The 22,541-nt window shown below is 52.1% G+C and carries 26 protein-coding genes and 1 other annotated feature; all 26 genes read right to left on the reverse strand.

Annotated elements, in window-relative coordinates; genetic code table 11:
• Positions 1 to 3: 3 nt before the first annotated feature.
• Complete coding sequence (gene pheA, locus C2I18_RS05640) at positions 4 to 891, reverse strand: prephenate dehydratase (protein WP_249900290.1); 888 nt, start codon at positions 889 to 891, stop codon at positions 4 to 6.
• On the reverse strand, positions 888 to 1,868 hold the full coding sequence (thrB, locus tag C2I18_RS05645; RefSeq protein ID WP_249900291.1) for a homoserine kinase: 981 nt from the start codon (positions 1,866 to 1,868) through the stop codon (positions 888 to 890). The genes pheA and thrB overlap by 4 nt, the downstream gene beginning before the upstream one ends.
• Positions 1,869 to 1,930: 62 nt before the next feature.
• Positions 1,931 to 3,217 (reverse strand): homoserine dehydrogenase, encoded by a 1,287-nt coding sequence (locus C2I18_RS05650; protein ID WP_249900292.1) that lies wholly within the window; start codon positions 3,215 to 3,217, stop codon positions 1,931 to 1,933.
• A 52-nt stretch (positions 3,218 to 3,269) separates the two neighbouring features.
• Positions 3,270 to 3,707, reverse strand: coding sequence for an ACT domain-containing protein (locus tag C2I18_RS05655; protein ID WP_249900293.1), 438 nt, complete (start codon positions 3,705 to 3,707; stop codon positions 3,270 to 3,272).
• A gap of 92 nt (positions 3,708 to 3,799) precedes the next feature.
• A complete protein-coding gene (locus C2I18_RS05660) occupies positions 3,800 to 4,291 on the reverse strand; it encodes an Imm6 family immunity protein (RefSeq protein ID WP_249900294.1) in 492 nt (163 codons plus the stop codon).
• 27 nt (positions 4,292 to 4,318) lie between these two features.
• Entirely contained in the window at positions 4,319 to 5,086 is a 768-nt protein-coding gene (locus C2I18_RS05665) for a hypothetical protein (RefSeq protein ID WP_249900295.1), read from the reverse strand.
• Between the two features lie 16 nt (positions 5,087 to 5,102).
• A complete protein-coding gene (locus C2I18_RS05670) occupies positions 5,103 to 5,849 on the reverse strand; it encodes a hypothetical protein (RefSeq protein WP_249900296.1) in 747 nt (248 codons plus the stop codon).
• Between the two features lie 8 nt (positions 5,850 to 5,857).
• A complete protein-coding gene (locus C2I18_RS05675) occupies positions 5,858 to 7,027 on the reverse strand; it encodes an SPFH domain-containing protein (RefSeq protein ID WP_249900297.1) in 1,170 nt (389 codons plus the stop codon).
• 173 nt (positions 7,028 to 7,200) lie between these two features.
• Complete coding sequence (obgE, locus tag C2I18_RS05680; protein WP_249900298.1) at positions 7,201 to 8,511, reverse strand: GTPase ObgE; 1,311 nt, start codon at positions 8,509 to 8,511, stop codon at positions 7,201 to 7,203.
• Positions 8,512 to 8,526: 15 nt separating this feature from the next.
• The gene (locus C2I18_RS05685) at positions 8,527 to 9,267 is read right to left on the reverse strand and encodes a Spo0B domain-containing protein (RefSeq protein WP_249900299.1); all 741 of its coding nucleotides are present in this window, start codon (positions 9,265 to 9,267) and stop codon (positions 8,527 to 8,529) included.
• A gap of 16 nt (positions 9,268 to 9,283) precedes the next feature.
• Positions 9,284 to 9,487: a hypothetical protein gene (locus C2I18_RS05690; RefSeq protein ID WP_249900300.1), complete on the reverse strand. Its 204-nt coding sequence runs from the start codon at positions 9,485 to 9,487 to the stop codon at positions 9,284 to 9,286.
• 16 nt (positions 9,488 to 9,503) lie between these two features.
• Positions 9,504 to 9,815 (reverse strand): 50S ribosomal protein L27, encoded by a 312-nt coding sequence (rpmA, locus tag C2I18_RS05695; protein WP_249900301.1) that lies wholly within the window; start codon positions 9,813 to 9,815, stop codon positions 9,504 to 9,506.
• A gap of 18 nt (positions 9,816 to 9,833) precedes the next feature.
• Positions 9,834 to 10,169, reverse strand: coding sequence for a ribosomal-processing cysteine protease Prp (locus C2I18_RS05700; RefSeq protein WP_249900302.1), 336 nt, complete (start codon positions 10,167 to 10,169; stop codon positions 9,834 to 9,836).
• Positions 10,170 to 10,181: 12 nt separating this feature from the next.
• On the reverse strand, positions 10,182 to 10,493 hold the full coding sequence (gene rplU, locus C2I18_RS05705; protein ID WP_042130566.1) for a 50S ribosomal protein L21: 312 nt from the start codon (positions 10,491 to 10,493) through the stop codon (positions 10,182 to 10,184).
• A gap of 14 nt (positions 10,494 to 10,507) precedes the next feature.
• Positions 10,508 to 10,593, reverse strand: a sequence feature (ribosomal protein L21 leader region).
• A 96-nt stretch (positions 10,594 to 10,689) separates the two neighbouring features.
• Positions 10,690 to 11,931: an Rne/Rng family ribonuclease gene (locus tag C2I18_RS05710; RefSeq protein WP_249900303.1), complete on the reverse strand. Its 1,242-nt coding sequence runs from the start codon at positions 11,929 to 11,931 to the stop codon at positions 10,690 to 10,692.
• 60 nt (positions 11,932 to 11,991) lie between these two features.
• Positions 11,992 to 12,834 (reverse strand): M50 family metallopeptidase, encoded by an 843-nt coding sequence (locus tag C2I18_RS05715; protein ID WP_249900304.1) that lies wholly within the window; start codon positions 12,832 to 12,834, stop codon positions 11,992 to 11,994.
• Positions 12,827 to 13,780, reverse strand: a complete 954-nt coding sequence (locus tag C2I18_RS05720) for a M23 family metallopeptidase (protein ID WP_249900305.1) — start codon at positions 13,778 to 13,780, stop codon at positions 12,827 to 12,829. Before C2I18_RS05720 ends, C2I18_RS05715 begins: the two co-directional genes overlap by 8 nt.
• 1,743 nt (positions 13,781 to 15,523) lie before the next feature.
• Positions 15,524 to 16,318, reverse strand: a complete 795-nt coding sequence (gene minD / locus C2I18_RS05725; RefSeq protein ID WP_249900306.1) for a septum site-determining protein MinD — start codon at positions 16,316 to 16,318, stop codon at positions 15,524 to 15,526.
• Between the two features lie 5 nt (positions 16,319 to 16,323).
• Entirely contained in the window at positions 16,324 to 16,989 is a 666-nt protein-coding gene (gene minC / locus C2I18_RS05730) for a septum site-determining protein MinC (protein ID WP_249900307.1), read from the reverse strand.
• A 79-nt stretch (positions 16,990 to 17,068) separates the two neighbouring features.
• A complete protein-coding gene (gene mreD / locus C2I18_RS05735) occupies positions 17,069 to 17,599 on the reverse strand; it encodes a rod shape-determining protein MreD (RefSeq protein ID WP_249900308.1) in 531 nt (176 codons plus the stop codon).
• Entirely contained in the window at positions 17,599 to 18,477 is an 879-nt protein-coding gene (gene mreC / locus C2I18_RS05740; protein ID WP_249900309.1) for a rod shape-determining protein MreC, read from the reverse strand. The genes mreD and mreC overlap by 1 nt, the downstream gene beginning before the upstream one ends.
• Positions 18,478 to 18,534: 57 nt before the next feature.
• Entirely contained in the window at positions 18,535 to 19,569 is a 1,035-nt protein-coding gene (locus C2I18_RS05745) for a rod shape-determining protein (RefSeq protein WP_249900310.1), read from the reverse strand.
• Positions 19,570 to 19,609: 40 nt separating this feature from the next.
• Positions 19,610 to 20,299, reverse strand: a complete 690-nt coding sequence (gene radC, locus C2I18_RS05750) for a RadC family protein (RefSeq protein WP_249900311.1) — start codon at positions 20,297 to 20,299, stop codon at positions 19,610 to 19,612.
• Between the two features lie 33 nt (positions 20,300 to 20,332).
• Positions 20,333 to 20,929 (reverse strand): Maf family protein, encoded by a 597-nt coding sequence (locus C2I18_RS05755; RefSeq protein WP_249900312.1) that lies wholly within the window; start codon positions 20,927 to 20,929, stop codon positions 20,333 to 20,335.
• 33 nt (positions 20,930 to 20,962) lie between these two features.
• Positions 20,963 to 21,208 carry a DUF4321 domain-containing protein gene (locus C2I18_RS05760; protein ID WP_249900313.1) on the reverse strand — a complete coding sequence of 82 codons (246 nt, stop codon included), beginning with the start codon at positions 21,206 to 21,208 and terminating at the stop codon, positions 20,963 to 20,965.
• Positions 21,209 to 21,379: 171 nt separating this feature from the next.
• On the reverse strand, positions 21,380 to 22,522 hold the full coding sequence (locus C2I18_RS05765) for an SPOR domain-containing protein (RefSeq protein ID WP_249900314.1): 1,143 nt from the start codon (positions 22,520 to 22,522) through the stop codon (positions 21,380 to 21,382).
• Between the last annotated feature and the right edge of the window lie 19 nt (positions 22,523 to 22,541).

Here is a 22,541-nt window from a genome sequence, read left to right on the forward strand (position 1 = left end):
AACTTACTGCACCTCCGCTTTCTCTTCCTCATAGGTGTATGTGGGATACGAGCCCAGAATCCGTACCTGGCAGCCCAGCGCCTGAATCTCTTCAATTGCAGCCGGGAGCAGGACCGATTCTATCGGTTCCAGCACATCAATATAGAAATAATAAGTCCCGAGTTTCTTTTTGGTGGGACGTGATTCAATACGTGACAGATTCAGACGCCGCCAGGCAAATGCGGACAGCACCTGATGCAGGGCTCCCGGAAAATCCTCCGGCAGGGTCACAAGAATACTCGTCTTCTCTCCGCCGCTCTTCCGGGGAAGATCTAGCTTCTCCGGGCCGACCAGGACAAAACGCGTATAGTTGTTATGGTGATCGGTAATTTTGCGGTCGATAATCTCCAGCCCGTGTGTGGCTGCGCCCAGTGCCGTGCCAATCGCTGCCCAGCCTTTGCCGGGATTGTTCTTCACAATCTCCGCAGCTTCCGAGGTGCTTCCGACGGATTCCAGCTCTGCCCACGGGGCGTGCTCACGGATAAATTGCAGGCATTGCGCCATAGCCACAGGATGGGATAGGATCTTCACCATTCCGCTGTAATCTTTATTCCCATTTGCATCCTTGAACTCCTGCGGGTTGCCGATAAGATTCTGAATCGACGGAAAAATCCACTCCGCCTGCATCGGCAGATTCACTTCATTAATGAGCCAGTCAATATGCAGGCTTACCGAGCCTTCTATCGTATTCTCAATCGGAATCACGCTGTAATTGGTGACACCGCCTGCTGTTGCGAGGAAGACGTCGGAAATCAGCTTGTGATGCTCAAGCTTTACAGGCTCATCACCGAACAAGTGCAGCACAGCTTCGTGGGATACCGAGCCCTGCGGCAATACTGCTATTGATTTCATGACTGTACTTCTCCTTTTATCATATCCAAAAATGATTGACTTTGCATCCCGCCAGCTTCAAGCAGCTCTGCCGTAACACCGGCCGTGCAGGGGGCAAGCCAGCAGGTTCTCGACGGAATGCCCTGCTCCTGCATCGTCCGGATCAGAAACTGTTCGAGCTCCTGCTTCCGGCTCTCCTTCCGGTCCACCATACACAGAAGTGTAGGTCCCGCACCGCTGAGGGCTATCCCCAGCGCACCGTAATCCGTCGCCTCGGCGAGCAGCTTCTCCATTCCCGGCACAAGCGGAGCCCGGTACGGCTGATGCAGACGGTCCTGCATCGCACGGCCGATAAGCTCCAGTCTTCCCGTAGCGAGCGCCGCTGTCAGAAGCGAAGTCCGGCTGATGTTATACACCGCATCGCTTACTGAAATCTCACCTGGCAGAACACCCCGTGCCTTGACCGTCTCCAGTTCAAATTCCGGAATGACGACCAGCACCTCCAGATCCTGCGGCGGCTCTATCCGGATATAATCGGCATGTCCGCCATCCCAGACAGCGGTGATAACGCCTCCGAACAGGGAAGCCCCGACGTTGTCGGGATGCTTTTCAAGACCAGTTGCCATATCGAACAGTCTGGCATTATCCAGCGGTGAACCTATCATAGCATTTGCCGCTGCCAGTGCGCCAACAATCGCAGAAGCGCTGCTGCCGAGACCGCGCGTCAGCGGAATCTCCGAATACATCGAAATGGACAGCTCAGGAACAGTGACCCCCGCTTCCGCAAATACCATCTGGGCCACCCGGTAGAGCAGGTTGCTTTTGTCCCGGGGGAGATCCTTCATCTCCTCACCATACAGGTGAAAGACCGTATCCTCAGCCTCCTCCATCTCAATCCAGGCGTACAGCGACAAGGCCATCCCCAGTGTGTCGAAGCCCGGACCGAGATTGGCGGTGCTAGCAGGCACTTTTACTCTAGACCTTCCGTACATACTCATAGCAGATGAATCTCCTTCATTATTTTTACGCGGTATCCGGGTAGTCAGGAGTCTGCTCCACGTCATCCTACCACATGATAATGGCTTTTAATCCGGTGAATGACATTCAGCTCCTCCAGATGCCGCAATACCTTATTCATACTCGCCTTGCTGGCATTGTGCGTCACAATAATGATCTCCGCATCCGGATTATTCGGGTTGGCCTGCTGGACAACAGAATCCAGACTGACCTCATACTCGGCAAATACCTGTGTAATCTTGGCGAGAACACCCGCCTTGTCATCCACATGCAGCAGCAGGAAGTTTTTGAAAAAGATATCCTCATCGCTCTTCAGCTTCTTCTGCTTGTAAGGGGCAATCTGCTTCAGGCCGTTGACGCCCAGCTTCAGATTCTTGATCACTGCGACCAAATCGGCCACGATCGAGGTTGCCGTAGGCATAGCGCCTGCTCCCGCGCCGTAGAACATCGTCTCTCCCACTGCTTGACCGTATACATACACGGCATTGAATACACCGTTAACGGACGCAATCGGATGGCTGGCACGGATCATGGTCGGCTGGACACTGATATTGAAGGCATCATCATCACATTCAGCAATGCCAAGCAGCTTCATCTCGTACCCCAGACGTTTGGCAAACGCGATATCCTCCTTGCTGACCGCCGAAATGCCCTTCACGCTGACATCGCGGAGTCCTACATTGGTGCGGAAGCCGAGTGTTCCGAGAATGGCCATTTTGCGGGCTGCATCCAGCCCCTCTACATCAGAGGTAGGATCGGATTCTGCGTAGCCCAGCTCCTGCGCTTCCTTCAGCACATCGTGGTAGGAGGCGCCTTCCTGGCTCATTTTAGTCAATATGTAATTGGTTGTGCCGTTTACGATGCCCATGATTTTCATGATCTTGTCCGAAGAAAAGCCTTCGATCAGTGTGCGGATAATCGGAATACCGCCGGCCACACTCGCTTCATAAAATACATCACACTGCTTCTCCTGCGCCTTGGCCAGAATCTCCGAGCCATGCAGTGCCATCAGATCTTTATTGGCTGTGACAATATGTTTGCCGCGCTCAAGCGCTTCAAGAATGTATTCCTTCGTTCCGGCAATGCCGCCCATAACCTCGACAATGACATCAATTTCAGGATCACGGATAACTTCCCACGGATCTGAGGTGACTTTGGCGTTATCCACATTAATATCACGCGGCTTCTCGGTGTTCTTAACGGCAATGCGTTCAACCAGAATGGGAGAACCGACCTGATTGCTCAGATCCTCCTGATTCCCTTCCAAAATACGGACTACGCCCGTACCTACTGTTCCCAGTCCCAACAGTCCCACTTTAACCGGCTTCATTTGGTTCCTCCTTATACATCCGCGAGCAATCTATTTACTTCAATTAGCCTGGCTAACCCTGACCGATAATTAAAGCCCGTTTCACTCCGGAAATGGCCTTAAGACCGTCCAGCAGATCGCCCAGCTCCTGATTCAAATGTGAAATTTCCACCGAGATGACGACATTGGCCCGCCCCTGCAGAGGAATACTCTGGTTGATGGTCAGCACATTGGCGCCATGAACGGCTACACAGCCCAGCACTTTGGACAGCATGCCTGATTCATGTTCCAGATCAAGGGAGATCGTGACAATCCGCTCCCGTTCCAGCTGGTGGATCAGGTGAATGCCGTCTTTATATTTATAAAAAGCACTGCGGCTCAGCCCAACCTGCTCTACACCCTCATGTACAGTCTTGGCATCCCCTGCCTCTAGCAGCTGCTTGACCTGCATCGTCTTCAGCACCGCATCAGGCAATATGTCCTCACGGACCAAATAATAGCGTTCTTTCACGAACGTCCTCACCCCAAAGACTTTTGTGTTTTCATAGTGGACATTATACGTGATCCCGCTAAAAAAAAGCAACACATTTTCACTAGCCCGGTTCAGGAACGGTATTTCATTTCAATGAATCTGAGCTCCTCACAGGTTTCTGGAGGCAGGTAGCGGGTCACGTCGTTATGCAGGGAGTTCAGCAACTGGACCTCTTCCTCTTGAGGCAGATCGCCATCCCAGAGATCCTGCGGGAAATATTGTTCGCCCGACCTGCGGGCACACTGGTACATGAAGTAGTAGATGCCCCAGATCAGCACAATTGAAGGCGTTTCGTACCTGTCGGTCACTTCGGCATTCGCGATAAAGTCAAAGCACCCGTAATCCTCTTCATCATCGTTGCACATGCGGTATATCTCATCCCAATCCACATCATTCCCTGACAGCCAGTGATGTCCCTTGCCCACAATCACCCGGAATTTCTCAAAGGCCTGATCATAATTCCCGTCTGTAAATTCTTTTTCGAGATAATCCAGTGTCCGCTCAACATAGGCCCAGCAGATCGCGACTCTGTCGTTAATAGAAATTTCCTCAATTCTCTTCATCTGCGATTGCCTCCATTTCTGTTGATCTTAGCTGTAAGAGATCGTAGTTCCGCAGTAATCACATCTTTTGGGCTGTCCCGGGAAAACAGTATTCTGGGCACCGCAGCCAGGACAGCGCTCTGACTTTGGCATTTGCGGCGGCGATTGCGATGTCCCTCCCGTCTGTGCCTGCCCGCCCGCAGCCCCACTAAATCCGGAAGAAACACTTTGAGCGGCATATGGTCCGGCAGAAGCTGCCCCACCTTGATTTGCAACCGCTGAGCCCGCAGCCAGTACGCCGTATTTTTGCAGGTACAGCAGGTCTCTGTCCACATCCCTCTGGCTCTGCCCTGTACGGTCGGCCAAGTCACCGGTGTATTTGACTCCGAACACTGTAATGAGCTCCATGTATTTATTGGCCAGCTTTCTGAACTGATATCTCGCCTTGGCGGCGTTCCTGGCAAATATGGAGGCCGGTATCAGAAAAAAGGCAGCATAAACGAGCAGCACACCAATAAGAGACCCTGCAGTGAGATCCATTTCACCATTTTTGAGCTGCAGCATCATAAATCCGGTCATCTCCACGAACCCGCCGACAAAAACATGGAACAGCAGCGCGTGGTTGGAAGGCTTGCGGTAATTCTTGTAATGGGTCGTCAGGAACCGGATCAGGGCAAGCAGCAAACCTAGTGGCATAAGCAGATAGCCCATCCCGATAATAATATAATCGAATATTCCCCTGTCATATTTGGGCAGCCTGTCAGCGGGTGTGCTCTCCCGCCCTTGGCGGATGCCCAGCTCGTTCAACATATTCATTCCTGCTTAACTCCTCCTATTGTAGTTCTGCCAGCTCACGGTTGCGCCGCTGCAGTGTATGGGCAATGCTGTCTGTCAGTTCATGGATCTCGGCTTCCCAGCCGGCAGGGGGCACCTTGAGTACAATCAGGAGGGATACCTGATCATGCAGCAGTGAAATCTGCTGGCTGATTATATCCTCCGTGGCAGACAAGCCTGGCTTCGAAAGCGGGTTGCTGTACCGGAACCGCTCCTCCAGCAGCGAGATGAGCTCCGTGAGCCGCTCTGACTCGGGAAACTTCCAGCGTCCGGCCAATTCCCTGATTTCGACCAGCTCGTTCATGTGCAGACGATGGCTGCGCGAGGCATCTGCAATCTTCCGCTCCTGTCCGCCGGCATGTTTTCCGTATAACCTGAAAGCTCCTAGAAGGACAGCGCATAAAAGCAGCAGGATCAACTGCTCAGCAGCATACCAGGACACCGGCAGCTGAAGCAGCCCATCCAGTACAAGCGCGGAAATCAGGACAGCAGCCAGATATCCTGCCACGATGAATGCGCCGCTGAGCAGCACCGGAGAAGTCTCACGTATACTGCCGGCTGTCTTCAGCCAGTAGAGTACAAAGAAATAAACTATAATTTCTGCAACAAGAACAGCAATGAAAGAGACGGCAAAACGGGCCGGCGATGAAATGAAGCCCATTCCCAGAAAGATCATCACTGTAAGGATCAAAGCTGCTGCAAAGATCAGGCTGACAGTACCGGTATGTGATCTGCGCTTGTTCATTCCTGGAATCAACCGGCCCTTCTGCCGCATTCCGCGCAAAATTTCTGGCCTGGCTTCAAGTCCGTCCCGCACCCGGCACACTTTCTTACTGCACTCTCTCCGCAATTCGTGCAGAACTTCGCTTCAGGCGCCATCTGCTGTCCGCAATGACCGCAGGTCTGATATGTACCCGTACCGCTTCCGGCGCGCTCCTGCTCAAAGCTCCGCCCGCAGCCGCTGCAGAATTTCGCTTCCGGTGTATGGAATGTGCCGCAGGAGCACATTTTGCTCTGGCTGCTGCTGACTGTGACTCTGCTGTCGCCCATGCCTCTCATCACCCGGTTCACGATATCAGCTGCCGGACCGGCAAACCCGAGCCCCATGCCCATACCCATACCTGCGTTCATCATGCCTGCACCGATATTGCCGGGATTGCCTGCGGCCTCCTCGATGGTATCAAAGCTGCGCTCCTGCTCATAAGTGAAGCCGATAATATCCATCTCCGCTTTTTTAGCCAATGCTTCTTTGAGACGGATCGTTGCCGGATCATCATCGGGAATATTGATCGAATCAATATAGAAGTTATTCAGTTCAATCCCGCAGTCCAGAAAAGCCGCGGCCAGCCTGCCCTGGATATGCTTGGAGATCTCGGCGATGTAAGCGTTGATTTCGAGCACGCTGATTTTTTTGTGCACCAGATAGGAAGAAATCAGTTCATTAATATTGGACATCAGCAGCCCGCGGAAATAGGTCACCAGTGTATCCTGGTCAAACAGAGGGAGCGTTCCCACCAGCTTCAGCAGGAATCTGCGCGGATCATCGATCCGGACTCCGAATTGACCGTAAGAGCGGACAGAAACCATGATTTTATATTTCGGGTCCTGCAGCTGGAGCGGTACACTCGTTCCCCATTTCACATTCATGGAGTTCAGTTTGTTCACATACCAGATTTCCGCAGTAAAAGGCGATTTGCCGCCGAACGGCAGATTTACGAGATTTGATAAAACCGGGATATTGGCTGTGCTCAGGGTATGCCTGCCCGCTGTAAAGGAGTCCAGTGCCTGCCCGCCTTTGAACAGAATGGCTTCCTGCGTTTCATTAACGATCAGCTGCGTCCAGGTCCCAAGCTCCTGATTGGGATGCTTCCAGGCAAATACTCCCGGAGGCCCGTCATATTTCACCACTTCAATAATTGCCATTCACTTATTCCTTCTTTCATGATGGTAATATGTCAATTATATCGGTTTTTTCCATTGAATAAGAAAGCTGAGTATTAAATATATTAGAAAAATTACGTAAAAAACGCCGGCCCTGTTTTCCTTCATCAGGAAAACAAAGCCGGCGTTCCTATACCATGCATATAGCCGAATGATTAATAGTAGCTGCTGTTCTCAACAAATTCGAATTCAAAATCGCCGATGCGGACGATCGTACCCTCTACAGCGCCGCGTTTGCGCAGCTCTGCATCGACCCCCATATGGCGCAGCGTACGGGCCAGCTTGAGAATGGCATCATGCGTGCTGAGCTGCATGCGTTTGAGCATTTTCTCGATCCGCGGACTGCTGACCACAAACGCTTCATTATCGCGCGTAATCGTAAAGCTGTCATCCGCTTCAGCTTCAAGCTTGTACACTTTGCGCTCTGTGGTTTCGGCAACCTCTTCAACAACCGGAGCCACAGGGATGCTGTCAAGAATATCCGCCGCCCGGTACAGCAGCTCCTGTATGCCCTGACGGGTCAGCGAGGAGATCGGCATAATTTCGAGATCAGGGCGCACTTTGGCAATCTGTTCACGGAACGAAGCCAGATTAGCTTCCGACTCCGGCATATCCATCTTGTTCGCCGCTACAATCTGCGGACGGTCGATCAGATTCGCATTGTACTGCTTGAGCTCTTCATTGATGAGTACCCAATCCTCGAAAGGATCGCGTCCCTCGGACCCGGACATATCCACCACGTGGATAATGATGCGTGTACGTTCAACATGGCGCAGGAATTCATGTCCAAGACCCACGCCTTCGCTGGCACCCTCAATAAGTCCAGGCAGGTCAGCCATGACAAAGCTGCGGCTGTCCCCGACATCAACCACGCCGAGATTTGGAGTAATTGTTGTGAAGTGATACGCTCCGATCTTCGGCTGGGCCGCAGAAACTACCGACAGCAGCGTTGATTTACCTACACTCGGGAATCCGACGAGACCCACATCAGCCATCACCTTAAGCTCCATCACAACATAGCGTTCCTGGCCTTCTTCGCCGTTCTCGGCAAGCTCAGGGGCTGTATTGTTAGCCGTGGCAAAACGGGTATTTCCCCGTCCACCCCGCCCGCCGCGGGCTACTACGACCTGCTGCCCGTGACGGGTCATGTCGGCAATGACTTCACCCGTATCATCATCAATGAGCACGGTGCCCGGAGGAATACGCACGATCATGTGCTCGGCATTCGCTCCGTGCTGGCTCTTGTTCCGTCCCTTTATACCCTTGTCAGCCTTGAAGTGGCGCTGGTAACGAAAATCCATCAGGGTACGCAGACCCTCATCCACACGGAAAATAACGTCGCCGCCGCGGCCGCCGTCTCCACCTGCAGGACCGCCTTCCGGAACATACTTCTCCCGGCGGAACGCTACGAGGCCATCGCCGCCGTCGCCGCCTTTAACATAAATCTTAGCTTTATCTACGAACATTCAGGTTCACCTTCCTTACATCTCCAGCGGTACGCGCAGCTCTACATAAGCCTCGCTCGGCTTCCACTGCTCCGCCTTCATGATTTTACCTTGTACTATATTATAAATTTGCCCCTGCAGCAGCTCGGGATTGCCGTGATCGCCCTTGCTTTCGAAAGAGATCAGAATGTCTCCTCCATCCTGTGTAAAACCGAGGCTGAGTCTTCGCGTATCGCCCTGCGGCGCAAGTCCGCTGTATTGGTAGGCTCTGACCGTCTGCATAATTACAGAAGTCAATTCGTCGCCCTGCTGCTGACTCAGCTTGTCCTCCAGCTGTAATCCTTCCTCCACCTCTACCTGAAGCTCCAGATTGCTCTGGAATGTACGGAATGACTGCAGATAGAACACCAATGAAGGAATACCAAGCTTGGCGATCCGGCTGTCCAGCGCTATACGCTCCTTTATTCTTTCCACACATTGCACGGATTTATCAGGCTTCCCCAGCTGGATATATCCGTAAAGCACCTGCAGATCATTCATCCAATCATGCCGGTGATGATTCAGTGTCCGGTTCGCCGCCTGCTGCAGAGTGGTCTCCTGTATACGCAGTTCCTCTTCATAATGACGCCGGATGTAAATAACGCTGAATGCAAGTACAGCTGCCACCCATACGCCAAGCAGCAGACATGTGAAAAGGGAGGGTTGCCAATACACGAGAGCTAAAGGAAGCGTTACGGATAACATGACTGCCCAGATCAATCTTTTCCAGGATTTCATTCTTTCTCCCCGTCCCTCAGTTCGCAAAATTCATGCCGAGTTTAGTCTGTCCGGCCCCTAAGGGGCTTTTACCATTTTCCAGTATAACACAGGCGCCCGGTGCAATCACCAGCATTAAAGCTCTGTAACACCAACCAACAATAACTCCCAAAAAAAGACGGTATTCATCAAACTTATCAAAAAAACCCCCGGCACTCATGCCGGAGGCTTCTACATGCAAATGTGGTTCGGAAAGCTTACGCTTCCACTGCCGCTGCTACCGGAGCGACATCAACCGGGTACACGCTCACTTTTTTGCGATCGCGTCCCCAACGTTCGAACTTCACTACGCCATCAACCAAAGCGAACAACGTATCATCTTTACCGATGCCTACGTTAGTACCAGGGTGAATCTTGGTTCCGCGTTGGCGAACCAGAATGTTACCGCCGGTTACTGCTTGACCGTCAGCACGTTTCACGCCAAGACGTTTGGAGTGGGAATCACGTCCGTTCTTTGTGGAACCTACACCTTTTTTCGATGCGAAAAACTGAAGATCCAATTTCAACATGTTGGTCAACCTCCTTCTTTAAATGATCACTTGCTGTATCTTAATATACTTCCCGTATGATTCTGCGATATCACTGAGCATGAATACCATCGATTCCAGCAAGAGTTGAATCTTGGCAGAGGCTTCAGGATCATCCACCGGAACCAGAGTTCCGCTTAGAAATCCGTCGTCCATCGACGTATCCAGAACAACGCCTGTCAGCTTCTCAATCGAATTCACCGTTCCAAAGGTAACTGTGGAAACACCGGCGCACACAATATCCCAGCCTTTTCTTGCGTATTCCGCATGCCCTTTAACAGCAAAGCCGACAATCGCACCCTGAGCAGAAGCCCGTGTAATCCGTACGTTAATCATTAACGCACCTTCTTACGCTTGAATCTTCTCGATAGTTACTTTAGTGTACGGTTGACGATGACCTTGCTTCTTGTGGTAGTTCTTCTTAGGTTTGTATTTGTAAACTACAACCTTAGCGCCTTTACCGTGTTTCTCGACTTTGGCTGTTACAGACGCGCCGCTAACCAGCGGAGTTCCTGCAGTCAGACCACCTTCGTTAGAAACAGCCAATACACGGTCAAACGTTACGCTTGCGCCGTCTTCAGCTTCCAGTTTCTCAATGAACAAAACATCGCCCTCTTGGACTTTGTATTGTTTACCACCAGTTTCGATAATTGCATACATTGTACTTGCACCTCCTCATGTCTCAGACTCGCCTAGTCTAGGTGGCAGATTCCCGAAGGACCTGCGCTTATGTACCCGATCGGAGCGGTTACAGCATGTGCAGGATTACAACAACCAAACACATACTTGAAGATATTATCATACTTCTTGCATTCAGTCAATATTCATTGTTAAAAGAGTTGGCTTGAGTCCAGGACTATTCCAGCCATGCTCCTACTTTGCCGGTACCTCCGCAGCACTGGCAGATGACCGGTGCAAAGCTGGCCGAATCATGCCTTGCTTTCTTCCGGGTCATCTCCAGCAGGCCAAGCTGTGTCCAGCCGAGAATATGCGTCTGGGTCCGGTCCCTGCTGATGACGCTCTCCAGCCGCTCCATAACCTGTCTGCGGTGCTCTTCACGTTCCATATCAATAAAATCAATAATAATAATGCCGCCTGTATCGCGCAGCCGGATCAGCCTGCCGATCTCCTCTGCTGCCAGCAGATTTGTACGTGTTACGGTCTCCTCAAGCGTCGTGCTTCCGGTGTATTGAGCCGTATTAACATCAATTACGGTCAACGCCTCTGTCTCATCCCAGATCAGCGTCGCTCCGCCCTCCAATGTGATTTTGCGGCTGAAGCCCTTATGTAACTGCTCCTGGACACCGTAAGCGCCGAAGATCGAGCCTTGTCCCTGATACAGTCTTACCGGCTTGTACCCTCCGGGAGCCATATCATCCAGAAACGCCTCCGCCTCCTTCACGGCCTGTGCCGAATCAATCGTCAGCTCGTCACGCAGGGGATTGAACGTATCCCTGATAAACCGCTGGACAATACTCAGATCGCTATGGAGCAGAGACGGTGCCTCAACCTCCTGTGCCCGGCGGGTAATCATCTCCCATTGTGCCCGCAGAAAGGCAAGATCGCCTTCAACAGCATCCACCCGCTCATCCTCCGATACCGTCCGCATAATGAGCCCTTCTTCACTCCGCCGCAGCCGCTCGCCGATTCCCTTGAGCCTGCTGCGTTCGGATTCACGGCTGATTTTTTTTGATACTCCGACATATTCGGCAAAAGGCATGTACACCATCCAGCGTCCCGGCAGCGTATAGTGCGTTGTTACACGTGCACCTTTGCCGCCGCGCGGTTCTTTGCGGACCTGAACAATAATTTCCTGGCCGGGCTGCAGCAGTGTCTCGATGGACGGCTTCACCGCCGGCTGTTTCTCCAAGTGGGGGTGCAGTACATCATCTACATATAAAAAGGCATTCTTCTTCTGTCCGATATCGACAAAAGCCGCCTGCATACCTGGCAGAACATTCATAACCCGGCCCTTATAATAGCTGCCGACCAAACCTTGCTGCTGATCGCGTTCGGCGGCATACTCCACCAGCCTTCCGTTCTCCAGAAGAGCCATCCTGGTGACATGCTGCGTGCAGTGAACGATCATTTGTTTCATGGCTTCACCTCTGGTATAAATCAGTCATTCTAGGGTGCCTGTCAGAAGAACCCGCGGGTTCTACAATCCGAAGTAAGTCGAGATCAGACGCTGCTCCGGGACAACGGCTACCACATTGCTGTCATCGTTCATTACATAGATAAAATGATACTGGTTACGTTTAAATAGACGCAAGATATCATCCAAAGGTTTCGCAGAAAAGGCAACAATCGGGGAAGCTGGGCTTGAAGACCGCAGGTGCCGCTCGTAGGCGGCCTCCCTGTTCATCAAAAAAGCCATGAAGCGGTAAGGCAAATTCCGCTGGTCCGTTATATTGGAATACAGCAGGAAAGCTCCGATCAGCAGCAGGTTGAGCCGCAGCCCCCCGCCGCTTCCGAGCGGCAGCAGAGCGTAGGCGATGACAGCAATACTCGCTGCAATGCTTACTCTGCCTCCCCACAGCAGGGTGTAATAATACGGCAGCAGCAGGCTGAGGACAGCCTGTACAATTTTGCCTCCATCCAGCGGAAGCACCGGAAGCAGGTTAAAGAGCGCAATAATGGCGTTAGCCTGTATAAAATAAGCCAGAAAGGCGCTGCTGCCGATACCGGCCTGCTGCATCCCCATGGCAATCAGGATCATTAGTACATTCTGGAGCGGACCGGCCAGCGCAATCCCGATTTCCCTGCCGGCGGTGAGACGCCCGTGATCTTCAATTACAGCCACTCCGCCGAACGGAAGAAGCTGAACCGACTTGACTGTAACACCCGCTAGCAGCGCGGCGCAGACATGTCCCATCTCATGAATCAGCACGATTGTAAACAAAGTGAGCAGTTCCAGGAACTGTCCTGTAAGCACAGAGCATAATAAAATGATTACAAACAACGGATGCAGCGACAGTTCAATGCCGAATACCCTACTCAAACAATACCACTTCGGCTGGATCAATATAAGTCTTATCTTTCATAACCGCAAAAAAGAGCAGCGGCACTTCCGAGTCCTGCCCAGGCTGCATCCAGCCGATTGTATCTCCGCTCTGAACCCAGTCATCTGCTGCCAGCTTGGTTCCGCTTAAATGTCCATATTCGGCAGTCAGGCTGCCGGTATGGCGCACCACAATCCGTATGCCTCCCTGCGGCTCTTTGGATACGGAAATCACCCGTCCCGTATCTACACTTTTCACCGCAACGCTGCTGCCTGAATCGTCCGCCGGCATAATCTCCACGCCTTTCAGAGTAGATACGAACGGCTGAACGATCGTGCCTGTAAGCGGGGGATCAAATTCATGGCTGGCAGTCACTTTTTCCGCCGGCTCTCCTTCACTGCCAAAGATGGGAATGAATGACGGCGCTCCGGCAAAATGCTCCTGGTACCATACCTGTGCTGCCGCAAAATCCATATCCTGCTGCAGCGCTTCGGCAATAAAATCCTGGGCCTTCAGCGCCCAGGGCTGCCGGGCCGCAAAAATCCCCCAGATCGCGCCAAACACCAGAAAGCTCGCCACGGTCCGGCGGATGAACCCTGACACAAACCGCGGCTTGTCCCCGCCGCCTTCATCCTCCCATTCGTGCCGCCGCTGCTTCCACACCAGCTCGGGATCCGGCTCCGGGGGAGGGACAGGTGGTAAGACCCTGCTTCCTCCGAAGCTTGCCGATTCTGCTGTTCCAGCTGGTTCTGCCGGCTCCGGTTCAGTACTCCAATCTGTTCTTGTACTCGAATCAGTCCCTGCTCCCCAGTCCCTATAGGTTGCTGTATGTTCAGGCAGCGGGTAAAACGGCGGCAGTCCTGCAGGCTCCTGTTCCCGGCTTTCCTCCAGCAGGCTGCGGATACGTTCCTTGCGCCGGCCCTTTATATCAGATTTCAGTTCCATCGTGATCCCTCCGCGGGCTTGTTTTATTTCTATTTTATGAAATAGTGAGCCCGCTTTAGAACAAGCCCCGGTTTAATAGAGGACGGATGGATGAAGAGATGGATGAAGAGATGGATGAACGGATGGATTGACTATTTTCTAATTCAAACTACCATTCGCGTCTGGACTGCTGCAGAATACGTAAGTTTGTATCTTCAACCGTACCGCTTTCTTGGAAAGCACTCCAAATCGGCAGGAGCCGCGAGCAGAGAGATAATATAGGCATGATGCTACCAAACAGAGGCTGCCATCCCACTCTAACGGACCGAGGTTCCTTTATTTTCGCCAAAAGTAATATATTGAGCAGCTAACGGACCACAGTTCCGTTATACAGTGAAAACCACGCAGAAAATGGCTGCCAGCGAGGAAATAAGAGACTCTCGGTCCGTTAGAATGGTAAAACGTATGATTTAGAGATAATAGCGGAACTACGGTCCGTTAGACTGAATGGGGTGGGGTATTGCGGGTATTGCGGGGTAGTGCGGGGTAGTGCGGTAGTGCGGGGTAGTGCGGGGTATCGCGGGGTATCGCGGGGTATCGCGGGGTATCGCGGGGTATCGCGGGGTATCGCGGGGTATCGCGGGGTAGTGCGGGGTAGTTAATTGTAGTTAGTTAGCTTATTTGGCTTGTTCAGTTGGTCTGGGTTAGCGCGGCTAGTTAGTCGTGGTTAGTTCACTCATTTGAGTTTGTTCAATTGGTGCGGGTTAGCGCGGCTTAGTTAGTCGTGGTTTGTTCACTCATTTGGGCTTGTTCAGTTAGTCTGGGTTGGCTCGGCTTAGTTTGGTGTGTTTAGTTCGCTCATTTGAGTTGTTCAGTTGGTGCGGGTTGACGCTGCTTAGTTAGTCGTGGTTTGTTCGCTTATGGGGACTTGTTCAGTGAGTACGGGTTAGCGCGGCTTAGTTAGTCGTGGTTTGTTCGACCATTTGGGCTTGTTCGGTTAGTCTCGGTTGGCTCGGCTTAACTCGCTTAGTTCGGTTAGTCTGCATTAGTACATAGTCTCAACTATCCGGCCAATTAAGCTGAATAAAGTAAGTGGGGGGCTGTCGGACGGAGTAACGTTGAATGTGTACTGTTTGTGCTGTTGGGCAGAGTAATATTGAGTGTCTACTATTGAATGTGTACTGTTGAATTGAGTGCTGTTGAATCGAGTGCTGTTGAGTTGAGTGCTGTTGAATTGAGGAGCGTTTGAGGTGTGCTGTTGTGTGAATTACTTGGAGCCGGTTAGCTGCATGTTGCCGTCCGAAGATTAGTTGGATTTCCTCCTGCTAATCTCTTGGTTTTTCTTTATTTGTGACACTCAGTTGGAAATTCTCCACTTAATTCGGGGTATATATGGCACTGACGCAGAATTTCGTGCATTTAGACGGAGTTTTTCCCACTATTATCGTAATTCCGCCGTGTGATACCGAATTAGCTGGAGAAATTCCATTTGGCTTAGTCAGATCACTTGATTGCGTGCCGCTCTGCCGGATAGCTCTGTAAATTCATGCCCATGCCAGGCTCCCCACGCTTCCGCCACTCAAAATCCAATAAAGTATCAATAAATTAACAATCAACAAAGAACAAATAACAAATAACTCCTAACAACAAGTAACTCCCCGTATCCCCCAGCACCTCCTGCCGCAAAAAAGGATCCCGCTGCAGATAACTCTGCATCCGGGATCCCTACCTGATTCATATATTATTGCGGAATTCATGCTAGGCTTAGCCCATGCCGAAAAATTTCTTAAGCTTCTTAAAGGCCCCCGGCTTCCGGTCCAGCTGCATCAGCGGCACCGCATCTCCAAGAATGCGGCGGGCAATATTGCGGTAGGCGATCGCTGCAGAGGAATCCGGGTTCATCACTGTCGGCTCACCGTTGTTCGCTGCTTTGATTACCAGCTCATCATCCGGAACAATTCCGATAAGATCGATGTTCAGCACCTGCAGGATATCCTCAATATCCAGCATATCGCCGGATTTGATCAGTCCCGGACGAATCCGGTTAACCACCAGCTTCGGAGATTCCACATGCGACTGCTCCAAAAGGCCGATGATCCGGTCCGCATCCCGCACAGCGGCATGCTCCGGAGTGGTGACAACAATCGCTTTGTCAGCACCGGCGACAGCATTGCGGAAGCCATGCTCAATACCGGCAGGACAATCAATCAGAATATATTCATATTCCTTTTTGAGCTCGAGCACAATATCCTTGACCTGCTCCGGCGTAACGGCGGTCTTATCCTTGGTCTGGGCAGCAGGCAGCATATACAATTCATCGAACCGCTTGTCCTTAACCAGCGCCTGATTCAGACGGCAGCGACCTTCAGCCACATCGACCAGATCGTAAATGATCCGGTTCTCCAGCCCCATAACCACATCCAGATTCCGCAGTCCGATATCCGTATCGACCAGACATACTTTTTTGCCCTGCAATGCAAGTGCGGTGCCAATATTGGCTGTTGTGGTAGTTTTACCGACTCCGCCTTTGCCCGAGGTAACGACAATCGCTTCTCCCATGGAGGCTACACCCCTTTAAACACATTTAAACCCTGACGTAATTTGACTATATTATGAATCTTGTCGATCTGCATAGCACCGCTCGATAAATAGGCAAATTCCATACTGTTCTCACGGGTCCCCCATTCATCCGGAGGGCGGCTGATTACATCTGCAATACGCAGCTGTGTAGGAGATAGCAGGGAAGCAGCAATAATGGCTTCCTCATTGCCGTCTACTCCGGCATGCGCCATGCCTCTCAGCGCTCCGAGAATATAAATATCACCCGAACAGGTAATGGTACCTCCCGGGTTGACATCGCCCAAAAACAGCAGATTACCTTGATGATGCAGCACCTGGCCGGATCTCAGCATACCGCTCATCATGAACAAAGCCTCTTCCTCTGGCTCCTCAGGCTCCGGTGGTTCCAGCGTTTCAATTGAACGAATCAGCAAATTCCCCTGGCTTTTCAGAATGTCCAGCACGGCCGATTTGTCATCCTCGGTTACGGTACGGTTCCCCAGCTTAATATCGACATGCACAATCGGTCCGGTCAAAATATTCTGGTGGCTGTGCTCCAGCTTATAACGTAATTCGCTTAGGAGATCTTCAAAGGGACACTTGTCGTCTAGCAGGAATACCAGGCCGTCCTTGATGCCCTTAATCCTTACGTGCTTGGATTTTACTGTCATATGCCTGTCCCCCCATCCTCTTTCATTCGTGCCGTGCCGGGCAAATTCCTTCTTTGATAAGAAGAAAATGCTCCCGGCCTCAGGCGGTCTCCTCTTTACTGGTCTCCTTCTTCAGCAATTCCAGCTGGCGCCGGAGCGGAATATAGAGGAGCAGGGCCATGGCAAAATGAAACAGCATGGTAGGCAGCATATAATTCAGCAGTGCCCAGTTATATGGCACCTGGCTCAAGTTAAATACGCTGTAAATGGCGTACAGGATGCTGTCCTGAAGCAGGCTTCCCAGCAGCACAACCGTCATCATCATCGGCAGCGGTGCCCGGGGAATCTGAAAAATCAGGCCGATCAAATACGCGGATACGCCCATCGCAAAGGAGTGGGCGCCCAGAATTCTGCCGTAATAAATGACATCATGCAGCATGCCGAAAGACAGGCCAAGGATAAGTGCGGTGTGACGGTGATGATATACCGTTACGAAGAGGATTACAATAAAAATCAGATTGTGAATAATCCGCATCTGCCAAACATCCGGCAGCAGTCTCGGCAAAATGGTGCCCTGCAGAATAAAGAGGAGGAACAATAACAGTATAAGAACAGATCTGCGCATCTTCACTATTCGGCACGCTCCTCCGTAAAGACGACAATCAGCTGCTTCCAGTCCTGAAATTCTGCACTGGGCTTGATGATCGCGGTCGAAGTTAAGCCGAACTCCCCTTCTTTAACACTTTCCACTGTGCCGATTGTCAGTCCTTGAGGATATAATCCACCAATTCCGGAAGAGACAATAGTATCCTTCTGCGCTATTGGACTACCGGGCGGAATCTTGTTCATCATCAGCCTTCCAGAGTCCTGATCGTAACTCTCAATCATGCCGAATATCTTATCTTCTTTGTCGATTGCTGTAGCCGCAATCGGCGGCTGGGAATTGGGATCATTCGTATCCATCATCGTCATCAGCTTCACCGTAGAGGTGAAATTGCTCACCTGGCTGATCACCCCTACTAGTCCCTCTACAGAGATTACAGACATGTTCGGCTTGACTCCGTCTCTGGAGCCAAGATCAATGACAATCGTGCTGTTACTGGGTTCCGTAGTCAGGCTGACAACCTGGGCAATGTGATATTCATACTTATACATGGCCTTTTGCGCTGTAGTAAAATCAAGAAGTTCCTGCAACTGTTCATTACGTGCCCGAATAAAATTATAAGTAGCCTTATCCCGTGTGTACTGGGCAGCCATTATCTTCAGCCGTTCATTTTCTTCGGCCAGATCATGCAAATTGCGGATATCTTGGAACAAGCCCGCTACATATCCAGCGGGCTTGTAGAACAGATTTTGCACGAAACCGGTCGTATCTCTGAGAAAGTTCTCCGGCCAGGACAAGGCTTTCCTTGGCCCCAGACTGAAACCCATAAGCACGATGAACATAACCAATGAAATAAGCAATATAAATAGACGTTTATTGTTAAACAGCTTAAACAGTTTCAACACCCTCTAACAACCGAATTTCTCCCACATCAGGGGTTGACGTTCACAAGCAGGCGGGTTTTAGCGCTTAGAGCGAAGTCCTGCACCGCTGCGGCTCTTGAACAGATGAATATTCTCAAGCGCTTTGCCTGTTCCGATCGCTACGCAATCCAGCGGATTCTCAGCGACAATAACCGGCATTCCGGTTTCGCGTGCCAGAAGCTTATCCAGATTACGAAGCAGAGCGCCTCCGCCTGTAAGGACGATTCCGCGGTCCATAATATCGGCTGCAAGCTCAGGCGGACATTTCTCCAGCGTTACTTTTACAGCTTCTACAATGGCATTAACGGTATCGGCGAGCGCTTCACAAATCTCATCCGAAGTAATGGTCAGGGTCTTGGGAAGTCCGGTCACAAGGTCGCGGCCGCGGATTTCCATCGTCTCAGTCTTCTCAAGCGGCAGGGCAGAGCCAACATCCATCTTGAGTTGCTCTGAAGTACGCTCCCCGATCATCAGGTTGTACTGGCGTTTGATGTACTGGATGATCGACTCATCCGCTTCATCACCGGCCACCCGTACAGAGCGGCTTGTAACAATACCGCCAAGGGAGATAACCGCTACTTCAGTAGTACCGCCGCCGATATCAACGACCATACTGCCGGTCGGTTCCCATACCGGAAGGTCGGCACCGATAGCTGCCGCGAACGGCTCCTCAATGATGTAAGCCTCACGCGCGCCGGCCTGCTTGGTAGCATCCTCAACCGCACGCTGCTCGACAGCAGTAATGCCGGAAGGCACGCAGACCATTACGTTCGGGTGACGCTGGAACATGGAGCGCTGCTTCTGTGCCTGGCGGATGAAGTATTTGATCATCGTAGCCGTCGTATCAAAATCAGCAATAACCCCGTCCTTCATCGGACGGATGGCGCGGATGTTGCCCGGCGTGCGCCCGATCATTTTTTTGGCGGATTCGCCCACTGCTTCAATAGATTTCGTATCTGTATTAATAGCCACCACGGAAGGCTCTCTTACAACAATTCCTTTACCGCGTACATAGACAAGCGTATTCGCTGTCCCCAGGTCAATTCCCAAATCTTTCGTAAAGCCACCTAACATGCTTATATTCTCCTTTTCCTTGTGAATCTGGACAATTATATTACATATAGCCTTTCTCTTTCAAACTTACGTATCTGCTGTCCCCGATAATCAGATGATCCAGAACATCAATCCCGACAATTTCGCCCGCCTTCGCAAGCCTTGAGGTCAGTGAGATGTCTTCTGGACTCGGCGTTGGATCGCCGCTCGGATGATTATGGGCACAGATAATGGCTGCGCTGCTGTATTTCATCGCTGCCCGGAACACCTCGCGCGGATGCACAATAGAGGCGTTAAGACTGCCCATGGACAAAGTCTCCTGTGCAATCACATGATTCTTGGTGTTCAGGAACAGGCAGACAAAATGCTCCTTCTGCAAATAGCGCAGCTGTTCGGTTAATATCTCCGCCGCGTCCTGCGGACTGCGGATCGTAACCGGCTCGGTAAGACGCGAATTCGCCATCCGTCTCCCCAGCTCTATGCCAGCTTTCAGCTGCACGGCCTTGGCAGGGCCGATGCCTTTGATATTCGTCAGTTCTTGAATGCTAAGGTCCGCAAGCCCGCGAAGGCCGCCGCATTGACCCAGCAGCTGCTGGGCAATCTGAATAGCCGATTCCCGGTGCGTCCCCGTCCGCAGCAGTATGGCCAGAAGCTCTGCCTGACTTAGTGATTCCGCCCCATAATGCATCATGCGCTCTCGTGGTCGTTCTTCATGGGGGAGGTCCCGCAGCATAAATGATTGCGACTCCATCCCGTTCCCTCATTTCCGTGTCATCCTTACATGCTACAGCACTGAAATACCGTACTTCGCCAGCATACCGCCAAGAAGCGACAACGGCAGGCCGACCACGTTAAAATAACAGCCTTCTATCCCTTCCACCAAGGTGGCACCCAGTCCTTGTATTGCGTAGGAGCCGGCTTTGTCAGCCGGCTCTCCGGTCGCTATGTAGGCGGAGATTTCCTCTTCGCGGAGTGTTCTCATGGTTACCGAGGTGACCCGGTGCTCCACAGAGACGGTTCCTTCCGGCAGGCCTATGCAGGCAACCCCGGTATATACCTGGTGGGTCCTGCCCTGAAGCAGCTCCAGCATGGCCTTGCTGTCCTGCTTGTCCACAGGTTTGCCGAGCACTTTACCGTCCAGAACAACAATCGTATCGCTGCCGACAATAACTGCATTCCGTTCGCCGGCGGCAGGAACAACAGCCTCGGCCTTCCGCAGGGCAAGGCCCCGCACAATCATCTCCGGTGTCCAGTCCGCAGGTGTGCTCTCATCGCTGTCACTAACAATCACTTCGAAGGGCAGACCAAGCATGGACAGCAGCTCTCTGCGGCGCGGAGAACCTGAGGCAAGAATAATGAGGCGTGAATCGTCAATAGTCACGTAATAAACGCCCTTTCCCAATCAGCAGTAAAGCTATAGTCTCCGGTACAGCCATACGGCAGTGATCATTCCGGCAAGACTAAGCAAGCTCAATTTAAATTGAATAGTGATGTCATAGGTTATGATGTCCAAATCGGCTTGCGGTGACCATTTCAGCACGGTCGAGGCTGTAAGAAAAGACAGAGCCTTTACGGGCGCCAGTGCCTTGGCGATCCACGCCCCGGCCAGCCAGCCCAGAATTAGAAATAACAGCAGAGTTCCTACATTTTTCTTCTTCATCAAAGTCTTCCCTCGCCATTTTTTGACACCCTAATTATTATACGGTGAAAAGGAGTTCAATACAAACGCAAAATGGTGCAAGGAAATGATTACCACAGGAACGGGAAGTATACCTCTGGCAGATAAAAAAATCCCCATCCGGCGTATTTAACCGAAAAGGGGATGTTATAATCAGCCTTTTGTGAGCATGGACAGCAGGTTTCTCTGTCCGGCCAGGAAATTCATCATGGACTCCTGGACTTCCCAGAGCAGTCCCTGCGCTTTATTCTTGTCATATTCGTTCAGGGCCGCAATGCCGCGGTTCATGGCCTTTTGAAGGTCGGTGCACAGGCTTTGCCCCTCAGGCGTCAGGCCCGGCGCCAGCGCTTTGACCGCTTCTGTCCACTGCATATGGAGATCGCTGACGGAAGGGCTGCCTGCAGCCTGGCCGCTTCCGCTGAGCAGGGCGGCAGATACGCCGCTTAATTCCTTCAGCAGCTGGCCGCTTGCCGTAAAGTAACTGTCCACCGCTTCAGCCTGGCCTGCATAGCTTGCCTGTCCGGCACCCGGCAGGACCAGCTCTCTGACATACAGCTCAATGCCCTCGCTTTTGAGCCCGCTGCTCAGCAGCTTGGCCTGTTCGCGGTCGGGAGACATACCGGCATATACACGGTTGCCGCCTTCCGGATCCAGACCCGCGGCGAGTCCGGCACCAAGCAGTTCCTGCCTGGCCTGGTCCGCTCCGTCCGGTGTGCTGAACACGCCGTACTGCAGCAGATAATAGCTCTGTGCGGCTATATCGACAGGAATCTGCCCCGCTGCCGCATCATCCGCGCCGACGACCGGAAGGCCGGTGTCAGGCGCTACCGGCTGTCCTGTGCTGCTGCCGTTCTGCACTCCGGTTACTGCCGATTGTGCCTTGTCCGCTCCATTGCCGCCCGCTGCAGCGCCTCCTTGGATCATAGACAAAGCCGCATACCCCAGAAGCACTCCAGTCGCGAGAGCACCGGCAACAGACAGTGCAAATTTCCACCAGTAAGAGGGGCGGCGGGTATGATAGGTTCCTCCGTATCCTTCCTCTGAATAAGAGGGTTCATGAGAAGGAATATGCGGTTCCGCATAATATAATCCCCGGTCATCATGCACTTCCTCCATATCCACCACAGGTCCGCGGTCCGGCCAGGTGTGCAGCGGCAGCTCCTCTTCCGGCTGCACTTCCCTGTTCAGGTACTGCCCGGCTGTCTCCAGGCCTCTGCCCGGTCTGTAATCCGCCGGTCCCTGCCTGCTCTTATCCTGCTCTTTATCAAACCGGAATGTCATTCTTCCGTTAGCCAAGCGTATACACCTCACTATC

This window comes from Paenibacillus sp. PK3_47 (assembly GCF_023520895.1).
Classification (GTDB): Bacteria; Bacillota; Bacilli; order Paenibacillales; family Paenibacillaceae; genus Paenibacillus_AQ.